This is a genomic window from Enterobacter cloacae complex sp. P6RS, assembly GCF_014982245.1.
Lineage (GTDB): Bacteria > Pseudomonadota > Gammaproteobacteria > Enterobacterales > Enterobacteriaceae > Enterobacter > Enterobacter bugandensis.
In genome coordinates this window covers 146,326-169,049 of the sequence record NZ_JADCLB010000011.1, presented here as the reverse complement: position 1 = coordinate 169,049, position 22,724 = coordinate 146,326, and the positions used below count along the sequence as shown (strand labels likewise).

The 22,724-nt window shown below is 57.1% G+C and carries 15 protein-coding genes; 11 read left to right on the top strand and 4 right to left on the bottom strand.

Annotated features, from left to right (window positions below):
* The first annotated feature begins 82 nt into the window (after nt 1-82).
* The gene (gene murB / locus INF73_RS06945; RefSeq protein ID WP_193052489.1) at nt 83-1,111 is read left to right on the top strand and encodes a UDP-N-acetylmuramate dehydrogenase; all 1,029 of its coding nucleotides are present in this window, start codon (nt 83-85) and stop codon (nt 1,109-1,111) included.
* Nucleotides 1,108-2,070: a bifunctional biotin--[acetyl-CoA-carboxylase] ligase/biotin operon repressor BirA gene (gene birA, locus INF73_RS06940; RefSeq protein ID WP_047363553.1), complete on the top strand. Its 963-nt coding sequence runs from the start codon at nt 1,108-1,110 to the stop codon at nt 2,068-2,070. The genes murB and birA overlap by 4 nt, the downstream gene beginning before the upstream one ends.
* A 194-nt stretch (nt 2,071-2,264) precedes the next feature.
* Here birA and bcsG read toward each other — a convergent pair whose 3' ends face one another.
* From bcsG to bcsE, 3 genes are read right to left on the bottom strand one after another with little or no spacing between them, the layout of a single operon-like run.
* The gene (gene bcsG, locus INF73_RS06935) at nt 2,265-3,944 is read right to left on the bottom strand and encodes a cellulose biosynthesis protein BcsG (RefSeq protein WP_153657380.1); all 1,680 of its coding nucleotides are present in this window, start codon (nt 3,942-3,944) and stop codon (nt 2,265-2,267) included.
* Nucleotides 3,937-4,131 (bottom strand): cellulose biosynthesis protein BcsF, encoded by a 195-nt coding sequence (gene bcsF / locus INF73_RS06930; RefSeq protein ID WP_072201618.1) that lies wholly within the window; start codon nt 4,129-4,131, stop codon nt 3,937-3,939. Before bcsF ends, bcsG begins: the two co-directional genes overlap by 8 nt.
* Entirely contained in the window at nt 4,128-5,690 is a 1,563-nt protein-coding gene (bcsE, locus tag INF73_RS06925; RefSeq protein WP_048960024.1) for a cellulose biosynthesis c-di-GMP-binding protein BcsE, read from the bottom strand. Before bcsE ends, bcsF begins: the two co-directional genes overlap by 4 nt.
* Before the next feature lie 174 nt (nt 5,691-5,864).
* Here bcsE and bcsR point away from each other — a divergent pair, with 174 nt between their 5' ends.
* The 9 genes from bcsR (at nt 5,865) to INF73_RS06880 (ending at nt 21,730) form a co-directional block, all read left to right on the top strand.
* Entirely contained in the window at nt 5,865-6,053 is a 189-nt protein-coding gene (gene bcsR / locus INF73_RS06920; RefSeq protein WP_028014761.1) for a cellulose biosynthesis protein BcsR, read from the top strand.
* Nucleotides 6,054-6,064: 11 nt separating this feature from the next.
* Entirely contained in the window at nt 6,065-6,817 is a 753-nt protein-coding gene (gene bcsQ / locus INF73_RS06915; RefSeq protein ID WP_028014760.1) for a cellulose biosynthesis protein BcsQ, read from the top strand.
* Nucleotides 6,814-9,429, top strand: coding sequence for a UDP-forming cellulose synthase catalytic subunit (gene bcsA, locus INF73_RS06910; RefSeq protein ID WP_059357277.1), 2,616 nt, complete (start codon nt 6,814-6,816; stop codon nt 9,427-9,429). The genes bcsQ and bcsA overlap by 4 nt, the downstream gene beginning before the upstream one ends.
* 10 nt (nt 9,430-9,439) lie before the next feature.
* The gene (gene bcsB / locus INF73_RS06905) at nt 9,440-11,860 is read left to right on the top strand and encodes a cellulose biosynthesis cyclic di-GMP-binding regulatory protein BcsB (protein ID WP_193540228.1); all 2,421 of its coding nucleotides are present in this window, start codon (nt 9,440-9,442) and stop codon (nt 11,858-11,860) included.
* A gap of 6 nt (nt 11,861-11,866) precedes the next feature.
* Entirely contained in the window at nt 11,867-12,973 is a 1,107-nt protein-coding gene (bcsZ, locus tag INF73_RS06900; RefSeq protein ID WP_047363559.1) for a cellulose synthase complex periplasmic endoglucanase BcsZ, read from the top strand.
* Nucleotides 12,955-16,437 (top strand): cellulose synthase complex outer membrane protein BcsC, encoded by a 3,483-nt coding sequence (bcsC, locus tag INF73_RS06895; protein WP_193540229.1) that lies wholly within the window; start codon nt 12,955-12,957, stop codon nt 16,435-16,437. Before bcsZ ends, bcsC begins: the two co-directional genes overlap by 19 nt.
* A 119-nt stretch (nt 16,438-16,556) precedes the next feature.
* Complete coding sequence (gene hmsP / locus INF73_RS06890) at nt 16,557-18,563, top strand: biofilm formation regulator HmsP (protein WP_028014755.1); 2,007 nt, start codon at nt 16,557-16,559, stop codon at nt 18,561-18,563.
* A 159-nt stretch (nt 18,564-18,722) separates the two neighbouring features.
* The gene (locus INF73_RS06885; RefSeq protein ID WP_028014754.1) at nt 18,723-20,009 is read left to right on the top strand and encodes a dicarboxylate/amino acid:cation symporter; all 1,287 of its coding nucleotides are present in this window, start codon (nt 18,723-18,725) and stop codon (nt 20,007-20,009) included.
* A gap of 227 nt (nt 20,010-20,236) precedes the next feature.
* Nucleotides 20,237-21,730, top strand: coding sequence for a pitrilysin family protein (locus tag INF73_RS06880; RefSeq protein WP_045259406.1), 1,494 nt, complete (start codon nt 20,237-20,239; stop codon nt 21,728-21,730).
* A gap of 47 nt (nt 21,731-21,777) precedes the next feature.
* On the opposite strand, the gene INF73_RS06875 is transcribed toward INF73_RS06880, so the two are convergent.
* Entirely contained in the window at nt 21,778-22,707 is a 930-nt protein-coding gene (locus tag INF73_RS06875) for a sugar kinase (RefSeq protein WP_193050688.1), read from the bottom strand.
* Between the last annotated feature and the right edge of the window lie 17 nt (nt 22,708-22,724).

Sequence of the window (22,724 nt, the reverse complement as noted above, 5' to 3'; positions counted from 1 at the left end):
CGTTTCTGCGCTGCACAAACAGATCCCCCAACACCCTGCTTATACGGTAAACTACCTGCGTTTTTGCATCAGGATAGCGTCTATGAACCACTCCCTTAAGCCCTGGAATACCTTTGGCATTCAACGTAATGCTAATCATATTGTACGTGCCGATACTGCACAGCAGCTGCTGGATGCATGGCAAAGCGCAACAGAAAATAACGAACCCGTACTGATTCTGGGCGAAGGAAGCAATGTCCTGTTTCTCGACGATTTCGCGGGAACGGTGATCGTTAACCGCATCATGGGCATTGGTGTGGAAGAGCATGCCGATAGCTGGCATCTGCACGTGGGGGCCGGAGAAAACTGGCATCAGCTAGTGCAATTTACCCTCGAAAAAGGGATGCCGGGTCTGGAAAACCTGGCGCTTATACCAGGCTGCGCCGGATCGTCACCCATCCAAAACATCGGTGCCTACGGCATCGAACTGAAACATGTCTGTGAATATGTCGACTGCATCGAACTGGCGACCGGAACGGCTAAGCGCTTAACGGCAGAACAGTGTCGGTTTGGCTATCGTGACAGTATCTTCAAGCATGAATATCAGGATCGCTACGTGATTGTCGCCGTGGGTCTGCGTCTGCCAAAGAACTGGCAGCCGGTGCTGACCTATGGCGATTTAACGCGTCTCGATCCGGCAACCGTCACTCCCCGCGACGTATTTGACTCAGTTTGCCATATGCGAATGACCAAACTTCCCGATCCGAAAGTAAACGGAAATGCAGGAAGCTTCTTCAAAAATCCGGTTATTAGCAGCGAAAATGCAAAAGCCTTTCTTGAAGGATGGCCCACTGCGCCACATTATCCTCAGGCAGATGGCAGCGTGAAGCTGGCCGCTGGCTGGCTGATCGATCAATGCCAGTTAAAAGGCACGTCCGTAGGTGGCGCTGCCGTTCACCAGCAGCAGGCTCTGGTACTGATTAATCAATGCGATGCGACCAGCGATGATGTTGTACAGCTGGCGCATTATGTTCGTCAACGTGTGGGCGAAAAGTTTAACGTCTGGCTGGAGCCAGAAGTCCGCTTCATTGGCCGCACAGGTGAAGTGAATGCCGTGGAGACCATTGCGTGAAGGACAATACCATTCCGTTAACCCTGATTAGCATCCTTGCTGACGGGGAGTTTCACTCTGGTGAACAGCTGGGCGAGCAGCTGGGCATGAGCCGTGCCGGCATTAACAAGCATATCCAGACGCTTCGCGACTGGGGCGTCGATGTGTTCACGGTGCCGGGAAAAGGCTACAGCCTGCCGGAGCCAATTCAATTGCTGAATGAAGACGTCATCCGCAGCCAGCTTGGACACGGCAATGTTGCGGTGCTGCCGGTGATTGATTCGACGAACCAGTACCTTATGGATCGGTTGAGCGAACTCTCGTCCGGCGATGCCTGTGTTGCTGAATACCAGCAGGCCGGTCGTGGCCGTCGCGGTCGCAAATGGTTCTCGCCATTTGGCGCCAATCTCTATCTGTCCATGTACTGGCGTCTGGAGCAGGGGCCTGCCGCAGCCATTGGCCTGAGTCTGGTCATTGGTATCGTCATGGCGGAAGTGCTGCACGATCTGGGTGCCGATCGGGTCCGCGTTAAGTGGCCAAACGATCTGTACCTTAACGATCGTAAACTTGCCGGTATTCTGGTCGAACTGACGGGTAAAACCGGTGATGCGGCGCAAATTGTTATTGGCGCGGGCCTCAATATGGTGATGCGTACTGTCCAGGATGATGTGGTGAATCAGGCCTGGACCAATCTCCAGGAGGCGGGGATCGTCATCGATCGTAACACCCTTGCCGTGCGCATGATTAAAGAGCTGCGCAGTTCACTCACGCTTTTTGAACAGGAAGGCCTGGCACCGTTCCTGTCTCGTTGGGAAAAGCTGGATAACTTCATCAACCGTCCGGTGAAGCTGCTGATTGGTGATAAAGAGATTTACGGCATTTCCCGCGGTATTGACGCACAGGGCGCGCTGCTTCTGGAGCAGGATGGCGCGATCAAGCCCTGGGTGGGCGGTGAGATTTCCCTGCGAAGCGCCGAATAACCGGATGGAGTAAACGATGCGAAAATCCGTCTGCGCTACCCTGGCATTTAACGATGGGGCAGCCTTCCGGAGAGCCCGAAATCACCTCTAAAGACGACGACTATTCGGCAAGTCTGAAAATGCGGATGTGGATTTCAGCGCAATAATGACGCACTGACTACCCCCTCTCCCCTGTGGGAAGAGGGGGAAATCAGTTACTGCGGATACGGTACCCAGTCCCCGCCGTTCAGGCGAACGTACGGTTTGTTCTGATACTGAATCACTACCGCGTTGGCGTTCTCGGAGACTTCAGCCGTTTGCGGCAGGTTGCTGGTGAGCTGATCCCAGTTAACGCTATCTTCCACAAACAGCTTCCCGTCAACGGCGCGGGCAACCAGTTCTGAAATCGCCAGATAGCTGCTTGGCTGGGTAATCTCAATTGGTGCGCCCTGGTGCGGTGCCTTCATACCAAAGAATTTAATGCCTGCAGGCACGTTGGTAATGGACGGGCTTGGGATATCGCGCAGACCGGATACCTGCATTCTGTCGCCTTTCAGCGCGCCACCGTGCTCAGGTACCACGACCACCATCACTTTACGGCCAGATTTTTCCAGCTCCGTGAAGAACGCGTCCAGCTCGTCGAAGAATTTCTGCGCCCGCACTTTGTAATCCGCCGTTTTACTCACCCCCGGGAAGTGGTTACCGTCGTGAAGCGGCAGGGTGTTATAGAACGTTGCACTGCGCGGATTACTGTCTTTTTCGATGGTCTGCAGCCAGCGCTGCAGCACGGCGGTATCGTCATAAACCGGCGAGCCATCGAAGCCCAGCAGCGTAACGGGAAGACCGGTTTGATCCATCAGTGGCGCCTGCATGCCACCCTGTTCACGTACCTCTTTCAGGAAGTTACCGAACTGACCGTTATGCCCCAGCATCAGGTGCTGCGTAAAGCCCAGCTTCGCGAGATTATCGAACAAATAACACTGGTTGCCAGCGGGTTGATACAGGTTTTTATGCGATGCCTGACCGCAGCTTGCTCGCAGCAGGCGGATTGCCGCCGGGCCGCTGTATGAGGTGGCAGAGTTAAAATCTTTAAACTGGATGTCGAAATGGGACCACAGCGGGTGAGACATCAAACCGGCGGCATCCACGTCGGCCCAGGAGAGGGAACAGATGTTAATCACCAGCAGCTCAAACGGCTGCGCATCGGCTGGCAGCGCATCCGGGAATTTCGTCTGTCGCTTATCTTCAGCGGTATAGAAGCTGGAGAGCCAGGCATTAAGATTGGTGGAGGTCGGCGGTGCAGTCTGCGTTGGAATATCGCCCACCACCGGCGTATCGCCTGCCGTTGTAACGGTAGCCGCTGCGCTTCCTCCCGTCGTGGTCACCGTTGTCGTCGGCTGGCCGGCAGGCCACAGCGAAAAGCTTGGCCCCGCCAGCGTCAGCACGTTAAGCCAGATCATAATGGCGACGACAAACACCGTGACGCGGATCCACTGAGACAGGAACAGCCAGGCAACCAGCAGGACAAAGACGGCGCCAATCATCTGCCAGTTAATGAAACGCTCAGCCAGGTCAAGCATATAGTCTGCGCTGAAGCCCGCGACCTGCGATCCCTGGCTCATTATGCTTTCCGGACCAGGCAGCCAGGTATCGTGCCAGAACAGCGCAAAGCCGATGGGGATGGCCACCCAATGGCGTAAACGATGCAGCCTGATGTTCGGCAGAGGCATCAGCAGGAAGGCCATAAACACCAGGTTAAGCAGGGGATGGAAATTCAGATAACCTGCCCAAAGCAGGCCAAACTTCACCAGAAAGTAGAAGTTCCAGCCGGAAAGGCCGCGCCAGTATTGCCAGAGCGGCGAGGGTGACGAAGCGGTATAGGAAGAATTAGTCATGTTTACGGTCTGCCTTGACGTGTGATGCCCGTGTCAGTGTTCCGGCTGGTTTTACATAGCGAGGTTTTACAAACATCACTCTGGCCGTATCACGGATACGGCGTATGGAATGGCGTGCATAGTAGCCAAGCGGGAAAAAGATCAGCGCGCAGAATACGACCAGTTGGATGATATCGCTGATATTCATGATGGTGCGTTCTCCCCGTTCTCAGTTAATAAGCGAAGGGGTTCCGGAACCCGACGCCAGACATGTCCGTCATGTCTGGCATTGAGGAGCGGTTTAACATCGCTCGTGATTGCGAGCGGTTTAACCCATTGTTCAGGCTGGAGAGCGCGCATTTGCACCAGCTCTGCGCTGATAGCATTATCTTCGAACCAAATCATACGGTTCGAGAAAATATCCCCGGTAGGCAGGGGGAAGATGTGGTTAAGCGCGGTATCAAGATCGTTGACCCGGCAAAACGACAAAAACAGCACCAGGCGATTGTCGCCAATGGTCATGATGTCCCCTGTACGGTTCGGGCGACACAGGGTGAGCGCCTGCTCAACGCGAATGCCCGGGACCGGCCGCAGAGCAACCATAACCCCTTTCCCGTCCGCCGGAAGTAACGTGTTGCTCATCATGTTGCCGACGGCATCGCAGAACGTATCCCATTTCTGGTAGCCACGCAGCTTCATCGGCTGGGTCATGGAGAGCAGCGTGGAGATATCTTCCGGGACATGGCGGCTGAACTGCTGACCCTGAACGCTTTCAATAAGCGTCAGGCAGCGTGACAGTGGCGCATTCCAGGGGATCACCATATTTGCCCCGCAGCCCAGAAGCAGACGCTCATCGGTAGCGCGCAGGCTGGTATTATTTTCGCGCACCACAATTTTTAACGCGCTGCCGCGCTGGCGGCGCAGGGTGTGAATTTGTCTCGCCAGCGTTTCAATCTGATTATTCTGCATCAACGAGAAAACGAGGGTGGCTGCCTGGGTGGTGCGGGCTTCATGAAAAAGCGCTTCGTTAGACTCAAACAGTGACCAGTTTTCCGAAAGCGCGGGCGCGCCCTCTAAAACCGCGATATGGCTCAGGATGCGCTTTTCATCGCTGCGCGGCTGCACCACGGTTTCTTCCTGCTGTGCCAGGTGCCATTTCCCCTCAATATGTTTAAGAGTCAGCTGTTGCCTGGCGCTCACGCCCTTTTCATTGCACCAGAAGGCGATATCGTAGAGATAGCTGCCTGCCTGGTCACGAAGACTTGCCAGTCCGAACAGGGAGCGATATTCGCCCATCAAAAGTGAGAACAGCTTGTCATTATTACTGCCGGGGTTGACGACCAATAGCGTGCAATTTTGAAACTTTGCCCATTTATTGATTTTTTCCAGCCACGACAGCAGTTTTTCCGCAGGGATATTTTGCAGTATGTTATTTGCACATTTAAGAATCACTAAATAGTGATCCGGATCTATAGAGCACTGAACGTCGCGGGACAAAAAGTATAGACTATCCGCTTCCGCTGACATAGAAAACAAACGTACTTTCTGGGGGCCGCTGTCGCTTTCCAGCGTAATTATTTTCTTCGGCTCTTCGCCCATGCTAATGACGGCCACGCGGGAATCCTTATCCTGAGCGGCAATTGTCTGGTTTACCAGGCTGATAGCGTCTTCATTACGATCCGTATTAATCCACCAGACTCCACCGACTGGCATGTGGCTCAATTCGTCCCATAATGACTGGATGCCAATAGAAAATATGGAGTCCACGATGTCCCTCTTTTCGTCTAATTTGCCTGTATCTCAGTTTACTAGCGAAAGCGTAGAAATAAACCTAACATTGAAATTAAAGAACATCAGATTTAGCATGTAAATGAAATTTGTCAGGGCAGGATGCCCCGCAACTTCCGAGCGTGCGATTTTCCTCAAAGGGATGGAATAAGAATGGATAATAACGAACCTGCAACCCCAGTCGACTCGACTCTGGGTTACACATTCCAAAACGATTTTCTGGCGCTGGCGCAGGCCTTTTCTCTACCTGAAATAGATTACACCGATATTTCCCAGCGGGAACAGTTGGCTGCTGCTATTAAACGCTGGCCGTTATTAGCTGAATTCGCCCATCAACATTAAGGGAGCCATTGATGGCCATACTCGGATTACAGGGCGTCCGTGGCGGTGTGGGTACCACATCTGTTACCGCGGCGCTGGCGTGGTCATTACAGCTTTTAGGTGAATCGGTGCTGGTGATTGACGCCTGCGCCGATAATTTGCTGCGTATGTCGTTCAACGTCGATTTCACTCGCGAAGAGGGCTGGGCCCGCGCGCTGCTTGATGACAAAGACTGGCGGGATGCGGGGCTACGCTATACCTCCCAGCTGGATTTATTGCCTTTTGGCCAACTGACCACCACAGAACGCGAGAATGAAGCCGCCTATCAGCGTCTGTTTTCGCAGTTCACGCTTGCGCTGCAGAGCCTGAAAGAAAAGGGGCACTACCAGTGGATCCTGCTGGATCTGCCGCACGGCGCCGGGACGCTGACCCGGCAGCTCATCGCCCAGTGCGATCATGTACTTTCCGTGGTGAACGTCGATGCGAACTGCCATATTCGCCTGCATCAGCAGGGGCTGCCTCAGAACGCACATCTCCTGATTAACGATTTACGTATCGGTAGCCAAATCCAGGACGACCTCTATCAGGTGTGGCTGCAAAGCCAGCGCCGCCTGCTTCCCATTGTGATTCATCGGGATGAGGGGATGGCGGAATGCCTCGCCTCCAAGCAGCCGCTGGGCGAATACCGCAGCGACTCGCTGGCAGCAGAAGAGATCCTGACGCTGGCGAACTGGTGTCTGCTGAACTTCGCCAGCAAGGCGGAGCCTGCTGGGAGTTCGGTATGAGTCGACTCGCCAGCTGGCTTCTCATCCCGCCGGTCAGTTCGCGTTTGAGCGACCATTACCGGCACTTTCGCCGGCATGGTGCTTCGGCATTCAGCGCCGCGCTCGGCTGTTTCTGGCTGATTCTGGCCTGGACGTTCATTCCACTCGAGCACCCGCGCTGGCAGCGCATCCGTGCGCGTCACGGCGAATTATACCCACACATTAACCCCGACCGACCACGGCCTTTGGACCCGGCGCGCTATCTTATTCAGGCCGTCTGGCTGGCAATATCGTCATCCCGAACGGAGAAAATAACGCCGCACTGGCGCAGCTATTCCCGCGTACAGCAGTTACGTGAACGCTACCACCAGTGGCTGGATAAACTGCCCGCTAGCGTCAGCGATAAGACCAGCCATCTGGATAACCATAAAGAGCTTGGGCATCTCCACCCAGGCTTGCGGCGTTTTATTCTCGGCGTGATTGTCGTGTTCTCGCTCATTCTGGCGCTGGTCTGTATTACGCAACCTTTCAACCCGCTGGCGCAGTTCATCTTCCTGATCCTGCTGTGGGGCGTGGCGTTGCTGGTTCGTCGTATTCCGGGCCGTTTCTCGGCGCTGATGCTGATTGTGCTGTCGCTGACGGTTTCCTGCCGCTACATCTGGTGGCGTTACACCTCAACGCTGAACTGGGACGACCCGGTCAGCCTGGTGTGCGGTCTGGTGCTGCTGTTTGCTGAGACCTACGCGTGGATTGTGCTGGTGCTAGGCTATTTCCAGGTGATCTGGCCGCTCAACCGCCAGCCGGTTCCGCTGCCTAAAGACACCACGCAGTGGCCGACCGTCGATCTCTTCGTCCCGACCTACAACGAAGACCTGAGCGTGGTGAAAAACACCATCTATGCCGCGCTGGGCATCGACTGGCCGAAAGATAAGCTCAAAGTCTGGATCCTGGATGACGGCAACCGTCCGGCGTTTCGCCAGTTTGCGGAAGAGGTCGGCGTTGAGTACATCGCCCGCCCGACTCACGAGCACGCTAAGGCGGGGAACATCAACAACGCCCTGAAGTATGCCTCCGGGGAGTTCGTCTCGATTTTTGACTGTGACCACGTGCCGACGCGCTCGTTCCTGCAGATGACCATGGGCTGGTTCCTGAAAGAGAAAGAGCTGGCGATGATGCAGACGCCGCACCACTTCTTCTCGCCGGACCCGTTTGAACGTAACCTTGGCCGCTTCCGCAAAACCCCGAACGAAGGCACGCTGTTCTATGGGCTGGTGCAGGACGGGAACGACATGTGGGATGCCACCTTCTTCTGCGGCTCCTGCGCGGTTATCCGCCGTAAGCCGCTGGATGAAATTGGCGGAATTGCTGTTGAAACGGTAACGGAAGATGCGCATACCTCGCTGCGCCTGCACCGCCGCGGCTATACCTCTGCCTATATGCGTATCCCTCAGGCCGCCGGTCTGGCGACGGAATCTCTCTCGGCGCACATTGGTCAGCGTATTCGCTGGGCGCGCGGCATGGTGCAGATTTTCCGCCTCGATAACCCGCTGATAGGCAAAGGGCTCAAGCTGGCTCAACGTCTCTGCTACGTCAACGCCATGTTCCACTTCTTGTCCGGCATCCCGCGGCTGATCTTCCTGACCGCGCCGCTGGCGTTCCTGCTCCTTCACGCCTATATCATTTACGCCCCCGCGCTGATGATTGCGCTGTTCGTTCTGCCGCACATGATCCACGCGAGCCTGACGAACTCGAAGATTCAGGGCAAATACCGGCACTCCTTCTGGAGTGAAATCTACGAAACGGTGCTGGCGTGGTACATCGCGCCGCCGACGATGGTCGCGCTGATTAACCCGCACAAAGGGAAATTCAACGTCACCGCGAAGGGCGGTCTGGTGGAAGAAGAGTACGTCGACTGGGTGATCTCCCGCCCGTATATCTTCCTCGTGCTGCTGAATATTGTCGGCGTGATCGCCGGTATCTGGCGCTACTTCTACGGCCCGGAAAACGAAATCCTGACCGTCTTCGTCAGTATGGCCTGGGTGTTCTACAACCTGATTATCCTCGGCGGCGCGGTGGCGGTATCGGTAGAGAGTAAACAGGTTCGTCGCGCGCATCGCGTTGAAATCTGCATGCCTGCGGCAATCGCCCGTGAAGATGGTCACCTCTTCTCCTGTACGGTGCACGACTTCTCTGACGGTGGCCTGGGGATCAAAATCAACGGCCAGGCGAAAGTGCTGGAAGGGCAGAAGGTTAACCTGCTGCTTAAGCGCGGTCAGCAGGAGTATGTCTTCCCGACGCAGGTTGTGCGTGTGGCAGGCAGTGAAGTGGGTCTGCAGCTGATGCCGTTGACCAAAAAGCAACACATTGATTTTGTGCAGTGTACGTTTGCCCGTGCGGATACATGGGCTCTCTGGCAGGACAGCTTCCCGGAAGATAAACCACTGGAAAGCCTGCTGGATATTCTGAAGCTGGGGTTCCGTGGCTATCGTCACCTTGCAGAATTTGCCCCGTCGTCGGTGAAATTAATTTTCCGGTCACTTACTTCGCTGGTTTCCTGGGTCGTGTCGTTCATTCCTCGTCGTCCCGAGCGGGATGAGACGAAGCAGGCGGACCCGGTTATGGCTCAACAATGATGATAACGCGATGAAAACAAAACTTTCCTGGTTATGTGCAGTGGCAATGGGAGTGAGTGCACTTCCCGCAACAATGGCTAACGCAGCACCCGGTAACGCAGCGGCGACGCCTGCGCCGACGGTACCTGTCGTCGCGCAGGCAACCGATCCGGTTGTTACGGCGGCACCCGGTCAAACAGAAAACATCATTCCGAACCAGCCAACGGAGGGGAACACCCTGCCGGCCGTGAATCCGGTCATCGGGCAGGTGATGCCGGGCGTGCGGGGGGCTAACGCGCCCGTTGTCGCAGATAATGTGCCGTCGCGGGACGTGAAGCTGACCTTCGCGCAAATTGCGCCGCCGCCGGGTAGCATGGTGCTGCGCGGCGTCAACCCTAACGGCAGCATTGAATTTGGTATGCGCAGCGATGAGGTTGTTTCAAATGCGGTACTGAACCTTGAATACACCCCGTCGCCATCCCTGCTGCCGACGCAGTCTCAGCTGAAGGTCTACCTGAACGATGAACTGATGGACGTTCTGCCGGTGACCAAAGAGCAGCTGGGTAAGAAAACACAGGCGCAGGTGCCGATTAACCCGCTCTTCATCACCGACTTTAACCGTATCCGTCTGGAGTTTGTTGGTCACTACCGCGATGTCTGCGAAAACCCCGCCAGCAACACGCTGTGGCTGGACGTCGGGCGTAACTCCTCGCTGCAGATGACCTACCAGCCGCTGGCGCTGAAAAACGATCTGTCGGCGTTCCCGGTTCCGTTCTTCGACCCGCGTGATAACCGTCCGCTCACGCTGCCGATGGTGTTTGCATCGTCCCCTGACGTGACCGAGCAGCTGGCGGCGACCATTGTGGCCTCCTGGTTTGGCTCCCGCTCCGGCTGGCGCGGTCAGAACTTCCCGGTGATGTATGACAAAATGCCGGACAGGAACGCGATTGTCTTTGCAACCAACGCGAAGCGTCCGGGCTTCCTGCGCGACCACCCGGAAGTCAAAGCGCCAACCATTGAGATGGTAAGCCACCCGGATAACCCGTACGTGAAGCTGCTGGTGGTCTTTGGTCGTGATGATAAAGATCTGGTCCAGGCCGCGAAGGCGATTGCTCAGGGCAACGTCCTTTTCCGCGGCAACAGCGTGGTGGTGGACGAAGTTAAGCCGCTGCTGGCGCGTAAACCTTATGACGCGCCAAACTGGGTGCGTACCGACCGCGCCGTGACGTTTGGTGAACTGAAAACCTATGAAGAGCAGCTGCAGGCCTCCGGCCTTGAGCCATCGCCGATTAGCCTGTCGCTGAACCTGCCGCCGGATCTGTACTTGCTGCGCACCAACGGCATTGATATCAATCTCAACTACCGCTATACCGCGCCGGCGACGAAAGACAGCTCGCGCATGGATATCAGCCTGAACAACCAGTTCCTGCAATCGTTCAGCCTGCAAAGTACCCAGGACACCAACCGTCTGATGCTCCGCCTGCCGGTGCTGCAGGGGCTGCTGGACGGAAAAACGGACGTCTCTATTCCGGCGCTGAAGCTTGGCGCGATCAACCAGCTGCGTTTTGATTTCCAGTACATGAACCCGATGCCTGGCGGTTCGGTGGATAACTGCATCACCTTCCAGCCGGTACAAAACCACGTTGTGATCGGCGATGAGTCGACCATCGACTTCTCGAAGTACTACCATTTCCTGGCGATGCCGGATCTGCGTGCCTTTGCTAACGCGGGCTTCCCGTTCAGCCGCATGGCCGATCTCTCTGAATCCATTGTGGTGATGCCAAAAGCGCCAAACGAAGGTCAGGTGACGACCCTGCTCGACACCATGGCAACCGTAGGCGCGCAAACCGGATTACCGGCAGTTAACGTCACGTTGACGGACGATGGCAGTCAGATCCAGAACAAAGATGCGGATATCATGGTGATCGGCACCATCCCGGACAAGCTGAAGGATGAAAAACGTATCGACCTGCTGGTGAAAGCCACCGAGTCGTGGGTTAACACGCCGCTTCGCCAGACCGAGTTCCCAAGCATTATGCCGGACGTGAACGACCGTAAGGCCAGCGCGCAGACGGCCGTAACCTCTCTGGGGGCGATGGCTGCGGTGGTGGGCTTCAAGTCTCCTTACAACGATCAGCGTAGCGTGATAGCCCTGCTGGCGGACAGCCCGCGTGGCTATGAGCTGCTGAATACCGCGATGAACGACAGCGGCAAACGTGCCGCGATGTTTGGTTCTGTGTCGGTGATCCGCGAGTCCGGCGTCAACAGCCTGCGCGTGGGTGATGTGTATTACGTCGGCCATCTGCCGTGGTTCGAGCGCCTGTGGTATGCGCTGTCGAACCATCCGGTTCTGCTCGCCATCCTGGCTGCGGTCAGCGTGGTCTTGCTGGCATGGGTGCTGTGGCGTCTGCTGCGCATCATCAGCCGTCGTCGCCTTAACCCGGATGAGTAAGACGTGATGAAAGCCTTTCGCTGGTGTGTAGTCGCAGCGTTAATGCTGGCGGCGATCCCTCTTCGCGCCGCCTGTACCTGGCCTGCCTGGGAACAGTTTAAAAAGGATTACATCAGCGAGGGCGGGCGCGTCATCGATCCGAGCGACACGCGCAAAATTACAACGTCGGAAGGGCAAAGCTATGCGTTGTTCTTTGCCCTGGCCGCTAACGATCGCAAGGCGTTTGACCAGCTGCTGACGTGGACGCGCGATAACCTCGCCAGCGGCAATCTCAACGATCGTCTGCCCGCCTGGCTCTGGGGACAGAAAGACAAAGAAAACTGGGGGGTGATTGATACCAACTCCGCCTCAGATGCCGATGTCTGGATTGCCTGGTCGCTGCTCGAAGCGGGCCGGTTATGGAAAGACCCGGACTATACCCAAACGGGCAAGGCACTGCTAAAACGCATTGCCAGCGAGGAAGTGGTGAAAGTGCCGGGGCTCGGCTCAATGCTGCTTCCCGGTAAAGTCGGTTTTGCGGAAGAAAACGCCTGGCGCTTTAACCCCAGCTACCTTCCTCCACAGTTAGCGAGCTATTTCACCCGCTACGGTGCCCCGTGGACCACGCTGCGTGAAACCAATCTGCGGCTGCTGCTGGAAAGCGCGCCGAAGGGATTCTCGCCGAACTGGGTGCAGTATCAGAAAAACAAAGGCTGGCAGCTACAGCAGGATAAAACGCTGGAAGGGGGCTATGACGCCATCCGTGTCTATCTTTGGGTGGGCATGATGAGCGATAAAGATCCTCAAAAAGCCCGGCTGCTGACGCGCTTCCAGCCGATGGCGGCAAAGACAATCAAACAGGGCGTGCCGCCGGAGAAAGTGGATGTGGCGACGGGTAAACACACCGGCAATGGCCCGGTCGGGTTCTCTGCCGCGATGCTGCCGTTTTTACAGCAGCGCGATGCCCAGGCGGTTCAGCGCCAGCGCGTGGCAGATCATTTTCCCGATAACAATGCCTACTACAGCTATGTATTAACTCTTTTTGGTCAGGGATGGGATCAGCATCGTTTTCGCTTCACCGCTAAGGGTGAATTAATACCGGATTGGGGCCAGGAATGCGCAAGTTCACAGTAAATCTACTCACTCTATCGCTTGGGCTGGCACTGATGCCGCTGGCGCAGGCCGTTAACTCTCCGCAGCAGAAACAGCTGCTGGAGCAGGTTCGGCTGGGCGAATCGACCCATCGCGAGGATTTGGTTCGTCAGTCGCTCTACCGTCTTGAGCTGATCGATCCGAACAACCCTGACGTCATTGCCGCCCGCTTTCGCTACCTGCTGCGCCAGGGCGATAACGCCGGAGCGCAAAAAGAGCTGGACCGCCTGAAGGGGATCGCCCCTGACTCCGGCGCGTACCAGTCCTCACGCAATACCATGCTGCTTTCCACCCCGGATGGCCGCCAGCAGCTTCAGCAAGCGCGCTTACTCGCTACGACAGGGCACACGCAGGAGGCGATTGCCGCCTATGACAAGCTCTTTGACGGCAACCCGCCGGGCGGCGACGTGGCGACGGAATACTGGAATGTGGTGGCGAAAGATCCTGCCCGTCGCGCTTCGGCCATCAACCAACTGAAAAAAATAAACAGCAGCAGCCCCGGGAATACCCAGCTCCAGACGACGCTGGCCCAGCTTCTGTTCCAGAGTGGACGCCGTGATGAAGGCTTTGCGGTGCTGCAGGAGATGGCTAAATCCACCGGCGGCCGCAGCCAGGCCTCTGACATGTGGTATGAGCAGATCAAAGACCAGCCAGCCAGCAGCGCCAGCGTCACCGCGCTGCAAAAATACCTGACCGTTTTCAGCGACGGCGATAGCGTCGCGGCGGCGCGCGCCCAGCTTGAGGCGCAGCAAAAGCAGCTCGCTGACCCGGCGTTCCGCGCGAAAGCGGAAGGGCTGGCGGCGGTGGATGCCGGGCAGGGGAGTAAGGCGGTGGCGGAGCTGCAAAAAGCCGTCAGCGCCAACCATGCCGACAGTGAAGCGGTGGGTGCCCTTGGGCAGGCCTATTCCCAGAAAGGCGACCGCGCCCGCGCGGTGGCACAGTTTGAAAAAGCGATTGCCCTCGATCCGCAGAGCGATAACCGCGGGAAATGGGACAGCTTGCTGAAGGTTAACCGCTACTGGCTGCTGATCCAGCAGGGGGATGCGGCGCTGAAGGCGAATAACCCGGCGCAGGCGGAGCGTTACTATCAGCAGGCGCGCAACGTCGACAATACCGACAGCTATGCGGTGCTGGGGCTGGGAGATGCTGCCGCCGCGCGTAAAGATAACGACGCGGCGGAGCGTTATTACCGCCAGGCGTTACGTATGGACAGCAGCAACAGCAATGCGGTTCGCGGCCTTGCCAATGTTTACCGCGCGCAGTCCCCGGAGAAAGCCTCGCAGTTTATTCAGTCTCTCTCCGCCAGCCAGCGCCGGAGTATTGATGATATTGAGCGTAGCCTGACTAACGAGCAGCTTTCCGCCCAGGCAGAACAGCTGGAGAGTCAGGGGAAATACGCTCAGGCGGCAGAAATTCAGCGTCGCCGTCTGGCACTCTCGCCCGGTGACGTCTGGATAACGTATCGTCTCTCGCGCGATCTCTACAGCGCGGGCCAGCGCAGCCAGGCGGATACCCTGATGCGCCAGCTTGCCAGCCAGAAACCGTCTGACCCGGAGCAGGTGTATGCCAACGGGCTCTACCTGTCCGGAAACGATCAGGACCGGGCCGCGCTGGCGCATCTGAATACCCTGCCGCGCAGCCAGTGGAACGGCAACATTCAGGAACTTGCCGACCGTCTGCAAAGCAATCAGGTGCTGGAAACCGCCAACCGCCTGCGCGACAGCGGCAAAGAGCAGGAGGCGGAAAATCTTCTGCGTCAGCAGCCTGCCTCCACCCGCATCGACCTGACGCTGGCGGACTGGGCGCAGCAGCGTGGCGATCTGAACGCGGCGAAAACGACGTACAGCGCCGTCCTGCAGCGTGAGCCGCAGAACGAAGACGCGATCCTCGGTCTGACCGAAATTTACAGCGCGGAAGGTAACAAAGATGCCGCCCGTGCGGAGCTCGCGAAACTGCCTGCCGCGCAAAACGGCCAGCCGCTGTCGCTCAATATGCAGCGCCGGATCGCGATGGCGCAGGCAGGTCTGGGCGATTCTGCTGCCGCAGAACAGACCTTCAGCAAAATCATTCCGCAGGCCAAATCGCAGCCCGCCTCCATGGAAAGCGCGCTGGTGCTGCGTGATGCTGCTCGCTTCCAGACGCAAAACGGCCAGCCGCAGCAGGCGCTGGAGACGTATAAAGATGCGATGGTGTCGTCCGGCATCACCACGACGCGTCCGGTGGACAATGACAGTTTCACCCGTCTGACGCGCAACGATGAAAAAGATGACTGGCTGAAGCGCGGCGTGCGCAGTGACGCCGGTGATTTGTACCGTCAGCAGGATGTTAACGTCACGCTGCAGCACGACTACTGGGGCTCCAGCGGCACGGGCGGCTATTCCGACCTGAAAGCGCATACCACCATGCTCCAGGTGGACGCCCCGCTCTCTGACGGGCGCATGTTCTTCAGAAGCGATCTGGTCAACATGGACGCCGGCACCTTTGATAACAATAACGGAACTTACGACCCTAAATGGGGGACCTGCTACGACACGCCGTGTAGCGGCAACACCAGCCAGAGCGACAGCGGCGCCAGCGTCGCCGTTGGCTGGCAGAATAAAACCTGGGCGATGGATATTGGTACCACGCCAATGGGCTTTGACGTCGTCGACGTGGTGGGGGGTATCAGCTACAGCAGCGATTTAGGCCCCATCGGCTACACCGTCAACGCCCATCGTCGGCCTATCTCCAGCTCTCTGCTGGCGTTCGCCGGGCAAAAAGATACCAATACCGGCACCACCTGGGGCGGCGTGCGCGCGACGGGCGGCGGGGTAAGCATCAGCTATGACAAAGGCGAGGCGAACGGCGTCTGGTCAAGCCTGAACGCGGAAACGCTGACCGGTAAAAATGTGGAAGATAACTGGCGCGTCCGCTGGATGACGGGTTATTACTACAAGCTCATTAATAAAAACAACGAGCGCCTGACGGTCGGCGTCTCCAATATGCTCTGGCACTACGATAAGGATCTGAGCGGCTATTCCCTCGGTCAGGGCGGCTACTACAGCCCGCAGGAGTATGTCTCCTTCGCGCTGCCGGTGACCTGGCGTAAGCGTACGGAAAACTGGTCCTGGGAGCTGGGTGGCTCGGTGTCCTGGTCCCACTCCAAAACCAAAGACGAGCTACGTTACCCGATCCAGAGCCTGATCCCGACTGATGAGCCAGGCCGCTATACCGACCGTGGCGCGATGGAAACCGGCAGCTCCTCCTCCGGGACGGGTTATACCGCGCGGGCAATTATCGAACGCCGGGTCACCTCCAACTGGTTTGTGGGCATGGGCGTGGATATTCAGGAAGCGAAAGATTACACCCCAAGCCATGCGCTAATTTATGTGCGCTACTCTGCTGCAGGCTGGCAGGGCGATATGGACTTACCGCCGCAGCCGCTTATTCCTTACGCGGACTGGTAATCGGATTTTCCTTAATCCATTTGTAAGTCTCTCTTAATAGCGCGGCAATCGGGTATACTCAGGCGCGCCAGGTTTACACCCTGGCGCGCCCTGCGCTTCGAGTTTTGTGGAGAGTCATTTTGCGTGTCAGCCGTTCCTTAACGATCAAACAAATGGCGATGGTCTCTGCCGTCACTATGCTGTTTGTACTGCTCTTCTGCGTAATTTTGCTGTTTCATTCCGTACAGCAGAATCGCTATAACACGGCTTCGCAGTTAGAAAGTATCGCCCGCTCGGTGCGCGGCCCGCTCTCCGCCTCGATCCTGAAAGGGGACATTCCCGAAGCGGAAACCATCTTAAAGCGCATTCAGCCTGCCGGCGTCGTTAGCCGCGCCGATGTCGTCTTACCCAACCAGTTCCAGGCGTTGCGGATGAGTTTTATCCCGGAGCGTCCCGTCCCGATGATGGTGATGCGCCTGTTTGAGCTGCCGGTGCAAATTTCTCTGCCTCTCTATTCGCTGGAACGTCCTGCCAATCCACAGCCACTGGCCTACCTGGTTCTGCAGGCGGACTCGTACCGGATGTATAAATTCGTCATGAGTTGGGTGGTTACGTTAGTGACCACTTGCTTACTTATGACCCTGATCATCAGCGTAGCGCTGACGTGGTGTATAAACCGCCTCATTGTTCACCCGCTGCGCCGTATCGCCCGCGAGCTGAATGGGCTTTCGCCGCAGGATCAACTGGGGCACCAGCTTGAGCTGCCGCGTCTGCACCAGGACGATGAGATCGGTATGCTGGTGCGCAGCTACAACCTCAACCAGCAGCGCATCCAGCGTCATCAGGATGAGCTAAACAACAGCGCCACGCGCTTCCCGGTGTCGGAGCTACCTAATAAAGCGTTTCTGATGGCAATGCTGGAGCAGACCGTTGCGCGGCAGCAAACCACGGCGCTGATGGTGATTGCCTGTGAAACCCTGCAGGACACGGCGGGCGTGCTCAAGGAGAGCCAGCGTGAAATGCTGCTGCTGACGCTGGTGGAAAAGGTGAAGTCTGTCCTTGCCCCGCGCATGGTGCTGACCCAGGTCAGCGGTTACGACCTGGTGGTGATTGCCAACGGCGTGAAAGAGCCGTGGCACGCCATCACATTAGGTCAGCAAGTACTCACTGTCATAAATGAGCGGCTGCCCGTGCAGGGCATCCAGCTTCGTCCGAGCGCCAGTATCGGTATCGCCATGTACTACGGTGATTTAACGGCGGAGCAGCTGTACCGCCGCGCGTTCTCGGCGGCGTTTACCGCCCGGCGCAAAGGGAAAAATCAGATCCAGTTCTTCGACCCGGAGCAGATGGAAAAGGCGCAGCAGCGCCTGACGGAAGAGAGCGATATCCTGACCGCGCTGGATAACCGTCAGTTCGCCCTCTGGCTACAGCCGCAGGTGAATTTACAGACGGGGGAAGTGAAAAGCGCCGAGGCGCTGCTCCGCCTGCAGCAGCCGGATGGCTCCTGGGAGCTGCCGGAGGGGCTGATTGAGCGCATCGAATCCTGCGGCCTGATGGTCACCGTTGGCTATTGGGTACTGGAGGAGTCCTGCCGCCAGCTTGCCGCCTGGCAGGAGCGCGGCGTAACGCTGCCGCTGTCGGTCAACTTGTCTGCCCTGCAGCTTATGCATCCGACGATGGTCTCCGAGATGCTGGAGCTGATCCACCGCTACCGGATCAAGCCTGATACGCTGACGCTGGAAGTGACGGAGAGCCGGCGCATTGACGATCCTAACGACGCGGTGGCCATCCTGAAGCCGCTGCGCAATGCCGGCATTCGCATCGCGCTGGACGATTTTGGTATGGGCTACGCCGGGCTGCGCCAGCTTCAGCACATGAAAGCCCTGCCGGTGGACGTGCTCAAGATCGATAAATCGTTTGTCGACGGTCTGCCGGAGGACAGCAGCATGGTGCAGGCCATCGTCCAGATGGCGCGCAGCCTCAAGGTGCACCTTATTGCCGAGGGGATTGAAACCGAAGCGCAACGCGTCTGGCTGGCAGAGGCGGGCGTCGAGAGCGGCCAGGGCTACCTTTTTGCCCCCGCGGTGCCGCCGGATGTCTTCGAGCAGCGATACCTTTCTGGCGCTGACCATAACGCAAAAGTGTAATTTTGTTGCTGGCTTGTGCGAGCCAGTTCAAAGTTCTTAACATTTGTGTTTCAAATTTGAACCGGGTTTATTTCTGTCCTGTTATACGGGTGTTATTTTAGAGCCGCAGGTTAACCATAACCTTACAAAGCCTGTGGTTTTTCTTCCCAAGGACACCCTATGAAAACCTCACTCTTCAAAAGTCTTTATTTCCAGGTCCTGACAGCCATCGCCATCGGTATTCTGCTGGGTCACTATTACCCGGAGCTGGGCGCGCAAATGAAACCGCTTGGCGACGCGTTCGTTAAGCTCATTAAAATGGTCATCGCCCCGGTGATCTTCTGTACGGTGGTAACGGGCATCGCTGGCATGGAAAGCATGAAGGCGGTGGGCCGTACCGGTGCAGTGGCGCTTCTCTACTTTGAAGTGGTCAGTACCCTTGCGCTGATTATTGGTCTGGTCATCGTCAACGTGGTACAGCCTGGCGCGGGTATGAACGTTGATCCCTCTACGCTGGATGCCAAAGCGGTTGCGGTCTATGCCGAACAGGCGAAGGATCAGGGCGTGGTCGCCTTCCTGCTGGACGTCATCCCTGGCAGCGTCATCGGCGCCTTCGCCAGCGGAAACATTCTGCAGGTGCTGCTGTTTGCCGTGATGTTTGGCTTCGCCCTGCACCGTCTGGGCAGCAAGGGCCAGCTTATCTTCAACGTGATTGAAAGCTTCTCGCAGGTCATCTTTGGCATCATCAATATGATCATGCGCCTGGCGCCGATCGGTGCCTTCGGTGCGATGGCCTTCACCATCGGCAAGTATGGCGTTGGCACGCTGGTGCAACTGGGTCAGCTGATCATCTGCTTCTACATCACCTGTATTCTTTTCGTGGTGGTGGTGCTGGGCTCCATCGCCCGTGCGACAGGCTTCAGCATTTTCAAATTCATCCGCTACATCCGTGAAGAGCTGCTGATTGTTCTGGGGACCTCCTCTTCAGAATCGGCGCTGCCGCGTATGCTCGACAAGATGGAAAAGCTGGGGTGCCGTAAATCGGTGGTCGGCCTGGTGATCCCGACGGGGTACTCCTTCAACCTTGACGGTACCTCGATATACCTGACGATGGCGGCCGTGTTTATCGCCCAGGCGACCAACAGCCATATGGATATTTTCCATCAAATCACCCTGCTGGTGGTGCTCTTGCTGTCGTCTAAAGGGGCTGCGGGCGTGACGGGCAGCGGCTTTATCGTGCTGGCGGCCACCATTTCTGCGGTGGGGCATCTGCCGGTGGCGGGTCTGGCACTGATTCTTGGTATTGACCGCTTTATGTCTGAGGCGCGTGCCCTTACCAACCTGGTGGGTAACGGCGTGGCCACGGTGGTGGTCGCGAAATGGGTGAAAGAGCTGGATCACAAGAAGCTCAACGATACGCTGAATAATCGCGCGTCTGATAGCAAAAATCCTGGTTTAACCTCCTAATCTTGTCACAATTGCCCGCATTCCCTTGTCGGGATGCGGGCTCCTGCGCATAATAACTGTTCATACCTGTCATAATTCGACAAGATTTTTTTTGGGTATATTTCACTTCGGACCGTGACGTTTTGCCGAACGCGCGGTCTAATCGACGTGTTTTCATCGTCATCTTTTAGAGTGCAGCGCGTCGCGAGACACTCTTTTTTAACCAGGAATGTTGATCAGGGGTTCACATGCAGGGCACAAAAATTCGACTCTTAACCGGCGGTTTGCTGATGATGGCAGCAGCCAGTTATGTGCAGGCAGATGCGCTCCAGCCAGACCCGGCCTGGCAACAAGGCACGCTAGCGAACGGTTTTCAGTGGCAGGTGTTATCTACTCCACAGCGTCCCAGCGATCGTATTGAAATCCGTCTGTCCGTAAATACCGGCTCCCTTACGGAAAGCACTCAGCAAACCGGTTTTAGCCATTTTATTCCCCGTCTGGCGCTCACGCAGAGCGGCAGCTTGCAGGCAGTACAGGTGCGTTCGCTGTGGCAACAGGCCATCGATCCGAAACGCCCCCTTCCTCCGGCTGTGGTCTCCTATGACTACACCATGTTTAACCTGAGCCTGCCTAATAACCGTAACGACCTGCTTAAAGAAGCCCTTACCTATCTCTCCGATGCCTCTGGCAACCTGGCGATTACGCCGGACACCGTGAACTATGCGTTGAGCAACGGCGACATGGTGGCGACCTGGCCTGCGGATACCAAAGAGGGCTGGTGGCGCTACCGTCTGAAAGGCTCAACGTTGCTGGGGCACGATCCGGCAGAGCCGCTGAAGCAGCCGGTGGACGTCGAACAGGTAAAATCGTTCTACCAGAAATGGTACACCCCGGACGCGATGACGCTGATCGTCGTCGGCAATGTGGATAGCCGCGCGGTGGTTGAGCAGATCAACAAAGCGTTTGGCGATCTGAAGGGCAAACGTGAAACGCCAGCCCCTGTCCCGACGCTCTCTCCGCTGCGCGCCGAGCCTGTCAGCATTATGACGGACACTGTGCGCCAGGACAGGCTCTCCGTGATGTGGGATAACGCCTGGCAGCCTATTCGCGAGTCTGCGGCGCTGCTGCGCTACTGGCGTGCCGATCTGGCGCGTGAAGCGTTGTTCTGGCACGTTCAGCAGACGCTCAGCAAAAACAACGTGAAGAACATTGGCCTTGGCTTTGACTGCCGCGTGCTGTTCCAGCGTGCGCAATGTGCCATTAACGTTGAATCACCGGGCGATAAACTGAATGCAAACCTGGGTGTGGTGGCGAAAGAGCTGGAAAAAGTACGTAAAGAGGGGCTCTCTGAAGAGGAGTTCAACGCGCTGCTGGCCCAGAAAAAACTGGAGCTGCAGAAACTGTTTGCCACCTACGCTCGCGCCGATACCGACATTCTGATCAGCCAGCGGATTCGCTCCCTGCAGAATCAGGTTGTCGACATTGCGCCTGAGCAGTACCAGAAGCTGCGTCAGGACTTCCTGAACGGTCTGACTGTGAATATGCTGAATCAGGATTTACGTCAGCAGCTGTCGCAGGATATGGCGTTGATCCTTCTGCAGCCGAAAGGCGAGCCGGAATATGACATGAAGGAGCTTCAGAAGACCTGGGATTCCATTATGGCCACCGCGTCGCAGCCGGCGCAGGCTGCAACGGCTGATGATCTACACCAGGACGCGACGGATATTCCGCAGGGGCAGTAACCCCCTCACGCTGACCCTCTCCCGTTTGGGGAGAGGGTTAGGGGAAACTAAACAGGCATCGCCTCGCGCGGAATAATCGCCCCGCGATACTGAATCACGGTGCTGGCCGTCAGGTGCCCACGCTGTGCCGCCGCTTCCGGCGTTCCCCCCGTCAGGCGTACCGCCAGGTAGCCCGCGCTGAAGGAATCCCCCGCCGCAGTGGTATCAATCACTTTCTCTTTGGCCAGCTTCACCGCAGGGACCTCAACCACCGCTTCACCCGCAATCGCTACCAGGCACGACTCCGCGCCGCGCTTAATCACCACTTCGCTCACGCCTGCCGCCTGCGTGCGGGCAATCACGTCCTCTACCGGCTTTTCACCCCACAGGGCGTCTTCATCGTCGAGCGTCAGGAAGGCGATGTCCGTGCACTGCAGCATCTGCTGATAAACCTGCTGCGTCTCTTCGCGGCTGGCCCACAGGCGCGGGCGGTAGTTGTTATCAAAAATCACCTTCCCGCCGTTGGCGCGGCATTCGCGCAGCAGCGAGAGCAGCTTTTCGCGGCTGGTCGGGCTTAAAATCGCCAGGCTAATGCCGCTCAGATAGAGATAGTCAAACGTCGCCAGCTCTTCGCAGATGGCCGCAGCAGCGTCGCTCTCCAGCCAGAATTTGGCCGCGGCTTCGTTACGCCAGTAATAAAACGTGCGTTCGCCGGTGCTGTCGGTTTCGATGTAGTACAGTCCAGGCAAACGGTTTTCCATACGCTGTATAAGCGAGGTGTCAACATGTTCACTCTGCCAGGCTTCCAGCATCTGCTGGCTGAAGCTGTCCGTACCAAGGGCGGTGACGTAGTTCACGGTGAGTGCCTCAGGCGCAACCTGACGGGCAATGTAAACCGAGGTGTTTAACGTATCGCCACCAAATCCGCGGCTGACTTCCGCGCCTTTTTGTGACAGCTCAATCATGCATTCGCCAATCACGGCAATTTTTTTGGACATAGTCGTGAACCTGAACA